At 38.3% G+C, this 15,677-nt stretch carries 14 protein-coding genes; 2 read left to right on the top strand and 12 right to left on the bottom strand.

Translation table 11 applies throughout. The features are described from left to right. The 3 genes from addB to MHH88_RS03530 all read right to left on the bottom strand — a co-directional run bounded on the left by addB (nt 1) and on the right by MHH88_RS03530 (nt 4,864). Entirely contained in the window at nt 1–3,510 is a 3,510-nt protein-coding gene (gene addB, locus MHH88_RS03540) for a helicase-exonuclease AddAB subunit AddB (RefSeq protein WP_339261601.1), read from the bottom strand. 167 nt (nt 3,511–3,677) lie between these two features. Then, nucleotides 3,678–4,301, bottom strand: a complete 624-nt coding sequence (locus tag MHH88_RS03535; RefSeq protein WP_339261600.1) for a TVP38/TMEM64 family protein — start codon at nt 4,299–4,301, stop codon at nt 3,678–3,680. Nucleotides 4,302–4,312: 11 nt separating this feature from the next. Continuing rightward, entirely contained in the window at nt 4,313–4,864 is a 552-nt protein-coding gene (locus tag MHH88_RS03530) for an XRE family transcriptional regulator (protein ID WP_069510603.1), read from the bottom strand. A 125-nt stretch (nt 4,865–4,989) separates the two neighbouring features. On the opposite strand from MHH88_RS03530, the gene MHH88_RS03525 reads away from it, so the two are divergent. Together MHH88_RS03525 and MHH88_RS03520 are read left to right on the top strand one after the other, a co-directional pair. Beyond that, nucleotides 4,990–5,721 carry an AzlC family ABC transporter permease gene (locus tag MHH88_RS03525; RefSeq protein ID WP_339261599.1) on the top strand — a complete coding sequence of 244 codons (732 nt, stop codon included), beginning with the start codon at nt 4,990–4,992 and terminating at the stop codon, nt 5,719–5,721. Continuing rightward, nucleotides 5,718–6,044, top strand: a complete 327-nt coding sequence (locus MHH88_RS03520; RefSeq protein ID WP_024362507.1) for an AzlD domain-containing protein — start codon at nt 5,718–5,720, stop codon at nt 6,042–6,044. Before MHH88_RS03525 ends, MHH88_RS03520 begins: the two co-directional genes overlap by 4 nt. Before the next feature lie 158 nt (nt 6,045–6,202). Here the strand turns inward: MHH88_RS03520 and MHH88_RS03515 are convergent, their stop codons facing one another. The 9 genes from MHH88_RS03515 to MHH88_RS03475 form a co-directional block, all read right to left on the bottom strand. After that, nucleotides 6,203–6,427 carry a DUF2198 family protein gene (locus tag MHH88_RS03515; RefSeq protein ID WP_024362506.1) on the bottom strand — a complete coding sequence of 75 codons (225 nt, stop codon included), beginning with the start codon at nt 6,425–6,427 and terminating at the stop codon, nt 6,203–6,205. Continuing rightward, nucleotides 6,427–7,632 (bottom strand): PDZ domain-containing protein, encoded by a 1,206-nt coding sequence (locus MHH88_RS03510; RefSeq protein ID WP_339261598.1) that lies wholly within the window; start codon nt 7,630–7,632, stop codon nt 6,427–6,429. Before MHH88_RS03510 ends, MHH88_RS03515 begins: the two co-directional genes overlap by 1 nt. A gap of 100 nt (nt 7,633–7,732) precedes the next feature. Next, the gene (locus tag MHH88_RS03505; protein ID WP_339261597.1) at nt 7,733–9,181 is read right to left on the bottom strand and encodes a S41 family peptidase; all 1,449 of its coding nucleotides are present in this window, start codon (nt 9,179–9,181) and stop codon (nt 7,733–7,735) included. A 264-nt stretch (nt 9,182–9,445) separates the two neighbouring features. Then, a complete protein-coding gene (locus tag MHH88_RS03500) occupies nt 9,446–10,033 on the bottom strand; it encodes a redoxin domain-containing protein (RefSeq protein ID WP_069510611.1) in 588 nt (195 codons plus the stop codon). After that, entirely contained in the window at nt 10,030–10,650 is a 621-nt protein-coding gene (locus MHH88_RS03495) for a hypothetical protein (protein WP_339261596.1), read from the bottom strand. Before MHH88_RS03495 ends, MHH88_RS03500 begins: the two co-directional genes overlap by 4 nt. Nucleotides 10,651–10,910: 260 nt before the next feature. Further along, nucleotides 10,911–12,212, bottom strand: a complete 1,302-nt coding sequence (locus MHH88_RS03490) for a peptidoglycan DD-metalloendopeptidase family protein (RefSeq protein WP_069510613.1) — start codon at nt 12,210–12,212, stop codon at nt 10,911–10,913. Between the two features lie 185 nt (nt 12,213–12,397). Then, on the bottom strand, nt 12,398–13,282 hold the full coding sequence (ftsX, locus tag MHH88_RS03485) for a permease-like cell division protein FtsX (protein WP_025218659.1): 885 nt from the start codon (nt 13,280–13,282) through the stop codon (nt 12,398–12,400). Further along, a complete protein-coding gene (gene ftsE / locus MHH88_RS03480) occupies nt 13,272–13,958 on the bottom strand; it encodes a cell division ATP-binding protein FtsE (protein ID WP_069510615.1) in 687 nt (228 codons plus the stop codon). The genes ftsX and ftsE overlap by 11 nt, the downstream gene beginning before the upstream one ends. A gap of 278 nt (nt 13,959–14,236) precedes the next feature. Continuing rightward, entirely contained in the window at nt 14,237–15,415 is a 1,179-nt protein-coding gene (locus MHH88_RS03475; RefSeq protein ID WP_103977390.1) for a DUF4097 family beta strand repeat-containing protein, read from the bottom strand. Between the last annotated feature and the right edge of the window lie 262 nt (nt 15,416–15,677).

Genomic DNA, 15,677 nt, shown 5'->3' with positions numbered 1-15,677 from the left:
TTAGTTCATCTCCTTGCGAATTTTTTCGACAACTTCTACTGGCTTTACTTGCGGTAGCTGACGATAACTTTGTTTACCATCGGATGGGTCAAATTGGCATACTGCTGCAAATTGACAGTAATCACACGCTGTTTTTGCTTTTAGCTTATAAGGGCTTATAGCCGTATCTCCTGCTAAAATGCCATTGCCTGCCTCCTGATGCTTACGGCGTACAAAATGCTGGAGATTTTTCATATCATTAACGGGCACGATGCGTGATTGTGATTCTGAAGGGGTACCATCTTTTTTCATATAAACAGGAATAATTTGCGAATGCCCGCTCGCTTCCTCAAGCTGCTCATCCATTGAGTAAATAGCCTCTGGATTTTCAGTTAAAAGTCCCTTCATTTTGTATTGCTTTAAGCGATCTTCTTCAATCTCACTGTCACTCAAATCCTTATCCAGTTTTAACATTGGATTATGGACGTGGACATAAAGCACACCTGCAGGCTCTGCATCGCCAGATAACCAAAAGGATGCATTCTCCATCGCTACATCTAGATACGTTAGCACCTGCAATGATAGGCCATGATACACTTCATTTAAATCTAAGTCACGGGCAGACGATTTATAGTCGACTATTCGTAAATACGAGCGATCATCAATTGATGCACTATCCACACGGTCAATACGACCTCGCATGTACATTTTTTTGCCACCTTGCAAATCAATTTCCAATGGCGGTAGCTGTTCATGCTGCCCTGGCCCGAACGATGCTTCAATAGCAATTGGTTTAAAGTGTGACACATTGGCATGCTGTGTCAGTGCCATCATCGTGCGCTCGACAATGCGAATCAATTTGCGTTGAATATAACGATAACGCGCACTAGATAATAAAATTTGGTGAGAGAAAACGGGCACAATTTGCTCTACTGCCTGTCGTGCAAGCTGTTGAATTTGCTGTTTTGACAAACGAATCCACGACAGTTGTAAACGGTGCGTCTCTTCGGTAATCCATTTCAATGCTTCATGGAACAAATCACCCATCGCAAATGTCTCTAAACGGTATTCTGCTCGTTCCTCTAAACGAAGCCCATACGTCGTGAAATGAGAAAACGGACAACGGAAGTATTTTTCTATACGTGACACACTTGAAGTGAGCTTGCGACCATATAATTCTTGTGTAATATAGCCTTCTAGCGGTTCTGCCTCATTTTTATGTGTCATTGGATGCATCAGGCGATGTAAGATTAATGCCCAGTATGGATCTTGTTCATAGTATTTTTGTACAGCAACCCATTCTGGTGCAAGTTCACGACTATGCTCTGCTTGCCTTAATTGCAGCATTAAATGAGCTAACGCTGTACGAGGATGGCGTATATAAGGCAATACATTATCATCAAGTAATTCTATCGGGTCAATGACAACTCGCTCGACGTTTACCCCACTTAAAAGACCTGCCGTTTTTTCATTTCCTATAATTTTCTTTATATATAACGAGGATATTAAAGCTTTTCCCTCTTCATCTGCCGTTGGATAAGTCATATAAAGCTTGTCAGATGGCGTAGTTATTGCACGATACAGTAAAAAGTTTTCCTGTAATAGTCGATTTTTAGAAGTCGGTGCTAATTCATAGCCAATATGGGTAAACCATTCACGTTCTACATCAGACAATAGACCTTCATAATCTAGACGTGTAGGATAGACACCATCGTTCATTCCTAGAACAAAGGCAACCTTTATGTGCGACAGGCGAGCTAAATCCACCGTTGCCACCATCACTTCATCTAAAGTGGGTGGAATACGAGCGAATTCTAATGTATCAAAACCTTCATCTAAAATCTTTGCCGCTTCCTGTACCGACATTTCTTGCTCGCCAAACATGTAAACAAACTGATCGAGTACGGCGATCCATTCTTTCCACGCTTGATCATGCTCACTAGCTGCTAACGCCTCTCCTCTATCCAATTCACGATCTTTCATGATTTGAAGCTTGTCATATACTTGTACTTCTTCTACTAGCTCAAATAACGCTGTTGCTACATCTCTACCTGTTTTCGCCAGTATAAGCTTGTCCTGTAACGCTTTTAATGGTGTGCGAATTTCATCGCGAATAGCCTCGATTTCTGTCTGCATTGCACGTTCTTCATCTGTTTGCACACGAGAATGGAATTCAAGCCCTCGATATTTTTTATAAAACCAACGACCTTCGTCAAACCAACGCTCTCCGTAAATCCCTTGCGCTAAACAGTAATTTTCTAGACGGTCGGCACGTTCACGCCAAACACTGTTTTCAGCATGTAATGGGAAAAATAAATCTGTTTTCACACTTCTGAAAAGCGGTTCATATTTCCAATTTGAAGTAATAACCTCCAATGCCGATCGACTAAATTCAATTAACGGATGGTGAAGCATCGTTTTTTTTGTATTCACAAAAATAGGGATGTCGTATTGTTGAAAAATTGTTGAAATTAGCGGATCGTATACATCTGCTTGTCTATAAAGCAGCACTATATCTTGATAACGATAGCCCTCCTGCCTTGTCAGCTTCGTTATTTCCCGGGCAATGGCATGGATTTCAGCCCGGCGATTTGAGGCTTCAAAAACTTTCACATCACCCGTGGATTTTTCTGTTTGTGGCACCCTATCCGCAAATGTTGCTTCTACATGCTGTAAGTCTTTTGACTGAAATCGATGGGTTTTGATAAAATGCAACGGTGCTTCGACTTCAATGCCATTGTCATATGCTATATCATGCAAGCGTTGACTTGTAGTTGCCGCTTCATTGAATAATGCCTGCTCATCTTTAGCTTCTTCCATATCATCATACGGTAGCACAACCGTTACTTGCTTCGTCACCTTTAGTAATTCTTTTACAAGCTCTAGCTCTCTTACAGTAAAGGCAGTAAAGCCATCTATATAAATTGTTGCCTGTTGCATCGTCTCAGAAAATTTTAAGTGCTCGGTTAAAATCGGATAATAGCCTTCACTATCGACATAAGTTGTGCCGAGTCGAGCTTCTAATGCTTGTAAAACAATGTATAAATCATTGATTTTCGCCTGCAGTGTATGAGGTGCATCAATCGCCTTTAAAGAAGCCGTTACATCACCTAAAACCGAACTGTTCACACTATAACGGCTAAATTCGCGTAACAACGTTTCAATTTCCTCTGTAAAGCCACGCTTACCAGCTGCTTGTCGAAACAACGAGAAATCACGCTTCTGCTCTTCTAGTAATTTTCGAATAAGCATTCGGTAACCATAACCATTTACTTCTTGGCGAGCAATACCACCTGTTTCTTGTAGGACAAGCCAAGCTAAGCGTTTAAACGTCATCACTTGTGCACGTATAAGCCCGTGCAAGCCATGTCTATTTGTCAGTTCATATTCAGTTGAATAAGACATTTGGTCAGGGACAATGATAAAAATAGGGTGACCTAATGGATCGGTATTTAATTGTTCGACTATTTCTCTATGAATATAAGCCGATTTTCCGGTACCTGCACGTCCTGATACAATTCGTAATGTCATTCACGCTTCCCCCTATTCATTTAAAAATTTTATTCTATCTTCAGAAAATCGCAACACGCGTTTCACTAGTAATCACTATTATAAAAGTCTATAGAAATGAAGTAAAAAGCCCCTTCTACCATTTTACATGATACAAGGGACCGCATGTGCACATTCAGCCTAGAAGATTATTCATTTTTCGTCATTTTTCGCACACGCTTCAAATCTCTTTCTACACGAGCATTCAATCGCTTCTCCATTAGCTTGCCAATCCACCATAGCAAAACGATAGCTACTCCCGCACTAATTAGTCGTACCGGACTCGTGATAAGCGATTTTAAATCATAGCCCAATACACTCATGCCAAAAATCATAACGAATTTTCCGGCTAATAAAACAGTTAGATAGTATTTTTTATGAATATGTGATAAGCCCGCTACTATATTCACTATTACAGAAGGCGTAAACGGAAAGCACAGTAAGACAAACAATGGGCTAATACCATTCATATCCACCCATTTAATAAACTTCTGTACTTTTTTACTGCCTGTTACAAAACGGAACTTCGGATGTTTTCCAAAGTGACGGACAAGTAAAAACACAGCATATGAACCAGCTACTGAACCTAACCACGATAACAAAAACCCTATCCATAATCCAAATGCACTCGCATTCGCCACGACGAACACAACCAATGGTAAAAAAGGTAAAAACGCTTCTAAAAAGGGCAGTAATATACCCATTATTGGTCCAAGAGTTCGATATTGTGCCGCAATATGTTCCATATTTTCTACAGTAAACCATTCATTCACTATTGCCACCTCTATTTATATTGCAAGATTACATGTAAAACCGTAAGTTCTTCTGATACATTTTGATATTCATGTGCTTGATGTCCCGAAAATACCAATGTTTCCCCTTCAGTTATCGTTTCATGCATAACCCCAGCCGAAATAACAGCTTGTCCATGAATCACTGTTACCGTTTCTTCTACCCCTTCTGTATGGGCTTCACTCCTACTCCTTGCACCTGGCTCCATTTCCACTTTATAAAATTCCCACCCTCGTTCAGGATCATAAGGAATTATGGAATAGACTCGATAACGCCCCTCGTCTTCATCGACATGTGGTGCATTTTTACTGCTAAATTTCATAAAATGGGCAATCGGCGGCTGTAAAAGAGATGAAAAAGAGATGCGTAAACCAGCAGCTATTTTCCAAATCGTTGAAACAGTAGGATTTGCTTCGCCTTTTTCAATTTGAGCAAGCTGTGCCTTACTAACCCCCGTTGCTTTCGCTACATCATCTAAACTTACACTGCGTTGCTGCCGTATTTTCTTTAATTGGAAAGCTAAATTTCGACTCATTTGTTCCATTACGACTCACCATTTCCTGTTGTTTATTTTATCAGACATATGTATACTTTAATAAACATGTGTGAATGTTCTAACTATTTCATTTTAAGTATACATGGAAATTTTTTTGAAAGGATGACCTTTTTATGACAAGCACAACAGATCTTCATAATGAACCAACAACCGCTTCAGAAGATAGCTTTATACAAGGAGTTAAAGATTGTGTACCTACTTTACTCGGTTATATTAGTATAGGACTGGCGTTCGGGGTTGTAGGTTCCGCGTCTGGCCTATCTTTAGTAGAAATTGCTTTATTGACAATACTCGTTTATGCAGGGTCTGCACAGTTTATTTTTTGTGCACTCTTGTTAACAAGCAGTCCTACCTCTGCTATCATTGTAACCATTTTTGTCGTAAATCTACGTCACTTATTAATGAGTTTAACATTAGCTCCACATTTTACGCGCTATTCTATGCTTCGTAATGTTGGATTCGGTACATTATTAACGGACGAAACGTTTGGGGTGGCCGTAACGAAACAAATGCAAAACGGTAAATTATACGGTCGATGGATGGATGGTCTAAATATAACTGCGTATGCATTTTGGATTTTATCTTGTATTGCAGGTGCCTTTCTAGGACAATGGGTGGCTAATCCTGAAAAGTGGGGCTTAGACTTTGCACTAATTGCCATGTTTATTGCTTTACTTGTGCTACAACTTAGTAGCGTTGGCAAACATAAAATTATGCATTACCTGATGTTAATTGGCTATATGGTTATTATGATGTATGGCTTATCATACGTCGTTCCTTCGCATTTAGCCGTGCTTCTTGCCACTGTTATCGTAGCAACGATTGGGGTGGTGACAGATAAATGACGACAACAGCTTCGATGGTGTGGCTAATCATTGGTTGCGCACTAGTAACTTGGTTACCACGCATTATTCCATTTATGTTCGTACGTAGTGTGAAACTACCCGATGTTGTTTTAAAATGGCTAAGCTTCATTCCTGTTTGTATTCTTAGTGCCCTTGTCATTGAAAATTTATTAGATACTGAAAGCAAAAATTTCGTGACATTGGATTGGCCCGTCTTTATTACGTTTGTGCCTACTCTTATCATTGCACTTGTCACAAAAAGCTTATCGATTACAGTTGTTGCAGGTGTTATTATCATGGCATCCGTAAGATTCTTCATGTAAAATGTTTGCCTTTTCACTATAAAAAATCCGCTTTGACGCTTGCGAAAATAGCACAAGAGGTAAGACGAAACCACCCACTTTAGGAAAGTTACGTCTTACACAGTGCCCGCAAAATCGAGGCGGATTTTTTAATAGTGAAGGCAGCAATACAGCCCTCCTTATTTTTTGTGCATTTTGCTCGCTAGCCAAAAGCCAAGTGTTAACGAAAAAGCATCCACAACAAAAATAATAGGTGGGGAAGTATAACCTGCATATACTGAAGCGGCAATAAGCGCAATAGCCAAACTTAACGCTACATAGCGGTTATACGTAATACGAGTAAACAATAACACGAGTAATGCTGGTAAAAATAATGCAAGCATCATTTTCCCATATAAATCGATCATAATTCTCTCGGCTCCGCCAACAATAAACCAATTCGATAATGGTCATTGCTGTAAATAACATGCTGCGTTAGGCGAATTTCATTATTACGATCTAACACCTCTAAACGACAATGTGCAGCATTTAATTGTAAAGCTTCGTATAACTCAACTTCAGTCGTAATTGAGTGTCCGTTTACTTTACGAATACATTCCCCTGCAAGTAAGCCCATTTTTTCTGCTGGCGAATCAGGCAGCACAGCAGCGATTACCGCACCCTTTGTACTTGGTGCAACCGCATATGACTCGGTCTTATCTTGCCAAGCATAATAAACTGCAATAATAATCCGAATCAATACCCCTAACGCTAACGTTATAAAGCCAATTAACGGTTCAAAATATGATGCAAGTCCACCTATTACAATCAACTGTCCTAACAATAAGACAGAGCGTCCTATTTTCGGCAACTGAACAACAGGCAATTCTTTCCTTAGCAATTTTGAAAAACCGATAACGACTGGGAATAATACGAGTGCAAAGTGACTATCGCCCAGTGTAAATTGGGGCCAATAAGGAATTGCTGATGGAATACTATTACCTGGTATGATAAAAAATATAGGTAATACCCAAACATTCCTTGTACGATATACGATAGCTTGCATTCCTCGCTTCGTATTTTCAATTCTAGGCGTTATTACTTGTTTAGCAGTACGACGAATTAACATCCCTTCCACTATTACACTTAGACCTGTTAAAATCGTAATTGTCACAATAGCCCCTTCTAATAAATCGATGCCTTCCAACGAAATCTTCCACCAGGAGAACGACCAGTTGTACTGGTACATTGCCCATAATGCTAACGTTGCGATTGCCATTGTGTAAATGGGTGACAATACATTAATGAAAAACAACAAGAGACCAAGGAAAAATATAGCGGTTAAAATCAATAAGTATACTTTGGGTACTGTCAGCCCGACACCAAGACTTATTAGTGAAATAACTAAGGCATAAGGCCATCCTCGTTTCCATTGCCCTATCAGCTCGGTCCAACCCCAAATAATACGTCTGTTAAAAAATTTACGCTCTTGCTTTACACGTCTATACCCTAAAAAGATAGCAACTACTATTGCAATATAAACTACTGGGTTCAGTAAAAAGCGGCCAATCGCTGTTACAATTTCTATTAATATATTACTAACCATACGAACACCCGCCGTTTCTATCATGAATACTATGCATTCATTGTATCAAACGACTACTGTCTTGCGTAGTAGTAACTGGTAGAAAGCTTGGTATTTCCCATCATTTTTATTAGATTGAGTATTTCTATTGTTCGATATTGTGCAGCAGGAAGCTCGTCGCCATTTGGAATTGTAAGTCATTTTGACGATCTTCTTTATAAGCTTTTAACGTACCATTTAAACTATTGAAAAAGGTAGAATCGACGTACATATCATTGTCAGGCTGTGCTAATTTTTGTTGCTCACGATAAAGTTTTACTGCCTCTTGTGTAGTCTCATCTAGATAACCATCTAATCGGTCAATCTGATAACCTAGCTTTTGCAAGGCTTTTTGCGTATAAGCAATTTCTTCGCTCATATCGCCTACTTTGAATTGCCCTGTTAGCGGATGCAATTGGAATGCAAATAATTCATTTTGTTCAATCACTAATCCAGCTTCAATTCCCTTCCCATGAATCCATTCACGTTTTGGCGTCAGCCATTTATTTGTTGATAGCTTCAGTTCTCCCCCATTTGCTAAAGACCAAGATTCTTGTACTGTGCCTTTACCAAAGCTTTTAACACCGACAATGGAAGCGCGATTCCAGCCTTTTAACGCACCACTTAGCACTTCACTAGCAGATGCACTTCCGCCATTTTGAATAATAACAATCGGAATCTTATTCATCGTACTTAAATATTTTTCATCAAAGCTTTTCGATTCAGTTTTTAATGGTTCCATGGCACCTTCTGCATTTTGCATATAGGCAAATACTTTGCCATTTTCCAATAGTGTACTTAGTAGCGCTGCGACGCTATGTAAATAGCCTCCAGGATTATCACGAACATCAACAACGAGCCCTTCTATATCTTTGCGTAGTAATTTACTCGTTTCTGTCACCCATTCATTTGCTGTCTTCTCACCAAATAACGAGATTTGAATATAGCCTATTGACGTATCCTCAATCTTGACTACCTCACTCGTTACTGTTTTATTGGAAATTGCAGCACGTTCCATCGTCATTTTAATATGTTTATCCTCGCTAGGACGATAGACAACAATTGTAAGCTTTGTTCCTTTTTCTCCTTGAATCAAATGCATTAGTTCACTCATTGTTTTGCCATCTACTTTTACCCCATCAACTTGTACAATTTCATCAAGAGAGCGCATCCCAGCCTTTTCTGCTGGAGACGAACGAACAGGTGATACGACAATGAACTTCCCTTTATTTTCTGTCAGTTCAATACCAATACCAACACGTTCTTCTGCTAGCATTTGTCGATGTTGCTCGGCCTCTTCCTTCGTGTAATACGTACTATACGGATCCTTAATGGCATCAGCCATACCGCGCAGAGCCCCTTCTACTAATTCGTCTTTTTTAGTACTATACACAGATTTTTTTTCGATTAATTGTAATGCTTCATTAATCGAATCAACCTCCGTCACTTGCACTTTTTTCTCTGCTCCATCTCCATCAAACCAGTCAAAATAAAATCCACTACCTATCAATAAACTGCTGACAAGTACGCCGACTCCTGCCGTAATTTTGCGCAAACCTTCCCTCCTCTGTCTCTTTACTGTATGAATTATATTTTTCAAACATACAAAATAATGTTTTGGTTTTCAGAATTGTTTAGGTGTCTGGCACTAATTGTTTGGGTGTCTGGCACCCAAACAATTAAAAAGCACGAAGATTTCTACGGTCACAACGGAAGCCGCAGAAATCTTCGTGAATTTTACTTAGTTATTCTGAATACGCTTCTGACAAAATTCAGAATTGTTTAGGTGTCTGGCACGCAAATACTGGCACGCAAATACTTAATCTAATGCATTTACAGTGTTTTTTAACATCTCTAAATTCATCGGGCCCTCTATCGCTTGCTGAATCGTACCCGTTGAATCAATAAAATACGTTGTAGGAATCGTTATGACTTGATATTCTGAACCAGCCGCATTTTCTGGATCCAATAAAATAGGAAATGTCAGTTCAAAGCCATCTCTAAATGTCATGACTGTATCAATTTTAGCATCGGCTGTGACATCTCGTTCAGCTGATGTTAAGTTGACAGCTAATATTTCAACATTATCTTCCTTGGCATATTGGTCATAATAATTTTGCATATGCGGCATTTCAGCTTTACAAGGTGGACACCATGTTGCCCAAAAATTGAGTACAACTTTTTTTCCACGTAATTCACTTAACGTCACTTCTTCACCATCTAAGTTTGTTAATGTGAAATCTGGCGGTATATCACCTTTATTTAACCCAACTGTGCGTTCTTCTACTTCTTTACCAAGGGATGCAGATTCAATTTCGCGCTCTTTATCAATTTGCTGTTTAACATATGTACCAATCATCGCAGCTATTAGCAACACGACAATAAGTAACCCAATATTTTTTTTCATTCTTTTCCTCCCATTCGTTGAATTCCTATACCTAATAGAAGTAATAGGAAGCTTACTCCAACAGCCGGTTGCCAAAAGCCAAGTGGCTGTAATGCGGCTACGATACTATAGCAAACTGTATACAAGTATAACGCTGTCTTAGTTGTTGGCACTTTCCATAATATGAAAATCGTTAGCACGCTTAGCACTACTAAAGTGATGAGTTCGCTTTGAAGTGGATTGTCATTCAATAATACCACGAACCATTGGTAAATGGATTGCGTTAACATAATTGCCCAACCACTCGCCATGATACCCTCATTATCAAATTGTAGCTGTTGACGCTTCCGCCAAAATTGTAACAGTATAGCAGCTACCCCTAATAGCACACCAACTGTTCCGCCGTTAAAGTAAAGAAGTGCTAGCGGTTGATTAATGACAGATTGAAAGTCCGTAATAATAAGACTAAACTTCCAAACGAGTATAAAAGTAAAGATGGCATCCCCATATACCCCTGACCATATTTTCGGGAATTGTATTCGCAAAATAAGCCATACGATGAAAAACGCTAGTAATAAAGCGACAGCTGTTGCTGGTAATGTTAATGCACGAATTGAAAACCACTCAGTATTGATCACCTAAACAAATCCTCCATCAATATAGATTCTTTTAGCATAGCATAGATGCTTTTACGAAAACTGTTATTTCACACTGTGTTCAAAAAAACTACTAATGGATATATAGAATGCTAATTTTAATTAGTACTTTATTTTAAAATACCCCATATCGTATTTTATTGCAATGAACAGATGAAATTCCGTCCACTTTTTTCAGACAAAGTTGACGCAAATAAAAAAGAGAGCCACCTTAAACATAAGACGACTCTCTTAATTCATTATTATAATGGAATATATTTTAATGGGTTCACACTACCAACAGCTTGTCCTTGCCAAGAGCCAATATGAATTTCAAAATGCAAGTGCGGGCCAGTAGAACGACCTGTACTACCCATTGCTGCAATTTGCTGTCCTTGGTTTACTACATCCCCTACACTAACGTTAAAGGCACTTAGATGTGCATAAACCGTTGTATAAATTTGTCCATCGATAGAGTGCGTTAAAATAACAACATTTCCGTAAGAGCTTAGTGGTGCTGCATAGGATACAACTCCGTCAGCAGCTGCCCAAATCGGTGTACCTGTTTTGTTGGCAAGGTCAACACCATAATGGAATTCTGGACCAGCTCCAAGGTTACGCCAGCCATATGGTGATGTTAAACGACCATTTGTCGGTTTAATCCAAGTACCTTCTGATGCTGGTGCATTCACCGTAGAACCAGAGCTTGACCCCGAGTTCCCCGCCGCCGCAGCTGCTGCTGCAGCAGCTTTGCGTTTTGCCTCTTGCTGACGAGCAATTTCTGCTAAACGGTTTTGCTCGGAAATGATTTTTTGCTGTAATTCTGCACTAATTTCCAGTGCCTCTGAATACTCTTTTTCAAGTAATACTTTTTCAGACTTTAATTTCTCTTGTTCTTTTTCTAGCTGATCAACTAATGTGTTTTTCTCTTTTTTCTGTCCATCTAATGATGCTTTTAAACCTTCTAGCTTCGCTTTCTGTTCTTCAAGCTTTTGGCGTTTGCCTTCTAGAACTTGTTTTTGCTCTTCTAAAGTTTGCTTATCTTGTTTTTGATCGCGAATAATTTGACGATCTGCTTCAAGTAATGAATTGACAGCAGAGAAACGATCGATAAAGTCTACGAAACTATTTGAACCGAGTAGTACATCTAAGTAGCTAACTGAGCCCCCAGCTTGAATTGCCCGTGCACGATCTTGTAACAATAAATCACGCTCTTCAATTTTGCGAAGAAGTTCTTCGATAGTTCCTTCTAATGCTTTTATCTCATCATTGGTAGCATTTATTTCAGCCAGTATATTTTTAATATCACTATTTGTTTTGTCGATTTCAGCGTTTAACGCTTGAATTTGATCTAATAGTTTTTGTTGCTTTTCTTTATTTGCATTAATGGCGTTTTCTTTACCACTAATAGAAGAATTCAATTGATTTTTCTTTGTTTCTACTTGTTTTTTCTCTTCTTTTAAATCCGTTAAACTGTTTGCATACGCTGATGGAGTTTGGATAAAAAGAAGTAGTGCAGTTGTTGCTGCAAATGCTTTTATAGAGTTTTTCGCTATACTTTTCATCTAATGGACTCCCCTTCGATATTTAATTCCCATAAACTTTGCCGTTTTAAAAGCCTTTAAATTGTGGTGCAAATTTAGCTAAGTTTACGCGTCGGCAGAATCTGCTTTTGAAATCTGTGACATCTTTGGCACCGTTAATATCCGATTTGACCCTACAAAACTAATGACTATTGAAACAAAGGAAGTTAAATTTTTAAAAACTTACGTACAGACATGAAACTTCCCCAAATACCAATTAACACACCAATAAGAAGTATCAGAGCACTTACTTGGTAAACGAGTGGTGAGAAATCTAACAGTTGCACGAGCTCACCTTGTAAACGAGGTGCAATAATTTTATAAACATTGTGGTAAAGCGTTGCGACAACCGCAATCGGAATAATAGAGCCTAAAATTCCAAGCCACATTCCTTCTAAAAGGAAAGGAATACGCACGAATGAATTTGTTGCCCCTACTAGTTTCATAATTTCTATTTCATCACGACGAGCGATAATCGTAATACGAATCGTATTAGAGATTAAGAAAATCGCAGTGAATAATAACCCTAAAATCAGCACAAGACCCACATTACGACTAATATTTAGGAAGTTGAAAAGCTTTTCTACCTTACCTTCGCCGTACTTAACATCGTATGTATATTCATACTTATTAATTGTCTTTGCAACTTTTGCTGTTTGTTGTGGATCTGCCGCCTTCACATATATTACATTTCGTAGCGGGTTACTTTGCTCAAAAAGCTTAAAGTCATCCCCAAAATCTTTTACTAACTTTGTCAATTCATCCTCTTTTGTGGAATATGTCATTTCCGCAACATCTGGCAATTTTTTAATCTTAGCTAGTAACGCTTTTTCAGCAGCTTCATCTGCCGTTTCGTCGATTAACACTTTTATTTCAACGTCGTTCTCTAAATCAGATGCAACTTTGTTTAAGTTCATCATAATGAGTGAGAATACACCTACTAATATTAAAGTCACTGTAACTGCGCTGACAGAAGCAATTGTCATCCAGCTATTACGTCCAAGTGATTTAACACTTTCTCGAAAATGGCGTTTTACCGTATTAAATTTCATAGCCGTAGTCACCTCCGTGCTCATCACGGACAATCATACCGCCTTCAATCGCTATAACCCGTCGACGAATAGTGTTCACTATTTCACGGTTATGGGTTGCCATTACGATTGTTGTACCCCGTGCATTAATCTCTTCAAATAAATTCATAATCTCCCAAGATGTCTCGGGATCTAGATTTCCTGTTGGTTCATCTGCAATCACAACTTTTGGTACATTGACAATGGAACGTGCAATGGAGACACGTTGCTGCTCACCACCAGAAAGTTCATTTGGGAACATTCTTGCCTTATGTTTTAAGCCGACAAGATCTAACACTTCCATAACCCGTCGACGAATTTCTACGGGCTCCTCTTCAATTACCTCTAGAGCAAATGCTACGTTCTCATAGACGTTTAACCTTGGTAATAGTTTGAAATCTTGGAAAACTACACCAAGTTGACGGCGCAAGAATGGTACCTTTTTATTTTTTAAACTCCCTAAATCAATACCATTAACAGTAATTTCACCTGAAGTTGCTTTTTCCTCACGGTACATTAACTTGATAAATGTCGATTTACCTGCACCACTTGGACCAACAACATAGACAAACTCACCTTGCTTTATATTAACCGAAATACCATTTGTCGCAACTACACCATTCGGGTACTTCTTTGTCACATTTTTCATTTCTATCATAATTTTTTAAACCACCTAAACCTCTTATATATGTAAGATGTATTCCTTTTTCTATTATAGCACTCAATCTATGATTTTTTATTACAGTTTTATTTCATTCGTTGGAATATTCTCCTAATTAATGAATGTTTTTTGGAATATTTTATATCAATCTATCAAACACCAACAAAATAAAACAGGAATCGATGGAAAGTTCTAGTCGATTCCTGTTTATTCCTTCATCTGAATATAAAAAAGCATTCAAGCAGTTTCGTCTCCTTGCTTGAATGCTCCTTATTTTACACTTCTTGTTCGTCAGTCGTTGTATAACGCACTAAAACTGCTCCTGTTTTCGACTCACCTTCAATAAATAGACGGTTGGCATCTTCCACTTCTTTATCAAAACGGACTACTTTAGATAAAAATTGATCTTGTGTCTCAATTTTCGATGCATCTTGAATACCGACATCTACTTTACCAAAATTCGTTACAATTTTACCGCTTAACGACATTGTACGTGGTACATATATTTCTACAGCACCTGCAACTGTATGTGCTTTAATTTTTGAAGATTTACTAGAGCATGTTGTCACTACAACATGTCCATTTATAGATTTAGCTTCTACTTCATCTAATGCACCATCTAAATATACGCGCCCATTCAAAGTTTCAGCTTCTAAATCTTTACCACGAACATCCGTTAGTTCGATGGAGCCATTTGATGAATCCACTTCCGCCTTCGTAAATACTAGCTTCGAGCCCTTAATTGCACCATTCAATGTTTTCAGCTTTAATTGCTCCAGCTCGATATTTTGTAAAGTTACGCCACCATTCATTAAACGGACAGATAATTTATCTAATTTTTCTTTTGGTGCAAGTACTTGTACATTAACTTGTACTAGCTTTAATTGACTTAAAATTCGGAGTGAGTCTTCTTCACTTTTCACAACAAATTGCTCCAAGAAATGATTACGTGTTTCTTCCTCATTATCATTCACTAGAGGTGCTTTGACCTTACAAATAATTTGGAAAGTATCACCTTCACACGGTTCTAATGAAAAATTACCATTTGGTAGCTCAACCATAATATTTTCTATATGCGCTGCTGCAAGTTCTTCGGTATGTGTAAATTCAAATTTATCTCCAAATGGTGAAGAGACATCGAATTCTTTTACTTTTTTTACTGCAGTATTCATCATATCCATAAAGAGTGAACCAATTTGTGTTAAATCTTTACGAAAATCATGGATTTCATCTTGGAAATACTTTGTGAAATCTGCCTCTTTCTTTTTTTGTTCTTCTTTAAAGATAGGTTCTTTTTCTGCTGAGGATTGCTGATCCGTATTCGACGCATCGTTCATACTGCTTTCAGTGGACTTGTTAGGTTGCTCTAATGCTTCTAATAATGTAATCGCCTCTTGCGCTGAAATTGTTCCTTTTTCCACAAGTTCTAAAATTCGTTGACGTTCATTTTGCATAATGGTATAGCCTCCCACAGATTGTTATATTTATTTATACGTCTCCATATGTGAAAAGTTTCACTGAAAAAAGAAAAAGCATGCACGATCATACAGTAAAAAAGTTTTCGTATCTGCTATCTAGATGTTTTTTTGATACTGTCATTTAAAAAATCTGCTACATTTCCAGAGTGAAAATAAGACTTATGCTAGATGTGCCAAATGCTTAATAGCGTGCGAGGTCTTAAATCTCACTCTCGGAAACAGAGCAGATTTTTATAAT

The sequence above is a fragment of the Lysinibacillus sp. FSL K6-3209 genome (assembly GCF_037976175.1).
GTDB classification, from domain to species: Bacteria; Bacillota; Bacilli; order Bacillales_A; family Planococcaceae; genus Lysinibacillus; species Lysinibacillus sphaericus_D.
The sequence above is the reverse complement of the archived record's forward strand: the minus strand, read 5'-3'. Positions and strand labels throughout refer to the sequence as shown.

Bases quoted from the DNA above. Each gene is read 5' to 3' on its own strand.
- addB (WP_339261601.1), bottom strand. From the start codon at position 3,510: ATGACATTACGAATTGTATCAGGACGTGCAGGTACCGGAAAATCGGCT.
- MHH88_RS03530 (WP_069510603.1), bottom strand. From the start codon at position 4,864: ATGGAACAAATGAGTCGAAATTTAGCTTTCCAATTAAAGAAAATACGG.
- MHH88_RS03525 (WP_339261599.1), top strand. From the start codon at position 4,990: ATGACAAGCACAACAGATCTTCATAATGAACCAACAACCGCTTCAGAA.
- MHH88_RS03520 (WP_024362507.1), top strand. From the start codon at position 5,718: ATGACGACAACAGCTTCGATGGTGTGGCTAATCATTGGTTGCGCACTA.
- MHH88_RS03510 (WP_339261598.1), bottom strand. From the start codon at position 7,632: ATGATAGAAACGGCGGGTGTTCGTATGGTTAGTAATATATTAATAGAA.
- MHH88_RS03500 (WP_069510611.1), bottom strand. From the start codon at position 10,033: ATGAAAAAAAATATTGGGTTACTTATTGTCGTGTTGCTAATAGCTGCG.
- MHH88_RS03490 (WP_069510613.1), bottom strand. From the start codon at position 12,212: ATGAAAAGTATAGCGAAAAACTCTATAAAAGCATTTGCAGCAACAACT.
- ftsX (WP_025218659.1), bottom strand. From the start codon at position 13,282: ATGAAATTTAATACGGTAAAACGCCATTTTCGAGAAAGTGTTAAATCA.
- ftsE (WP_069510615.1), bottom strand. From the start codon at position 13,958: ATGATAGAAATGAAAAATGTGACAAAGAAGTACCCGAATGGTGTAGTT.
- MHH88_RS03475 (WP_103977390.1), bottom strand. From the start codon at position 15,415: ATGCAAAATGAACGTCAACGAATTTTAGAACTTGTGGAAAAAGGAACA.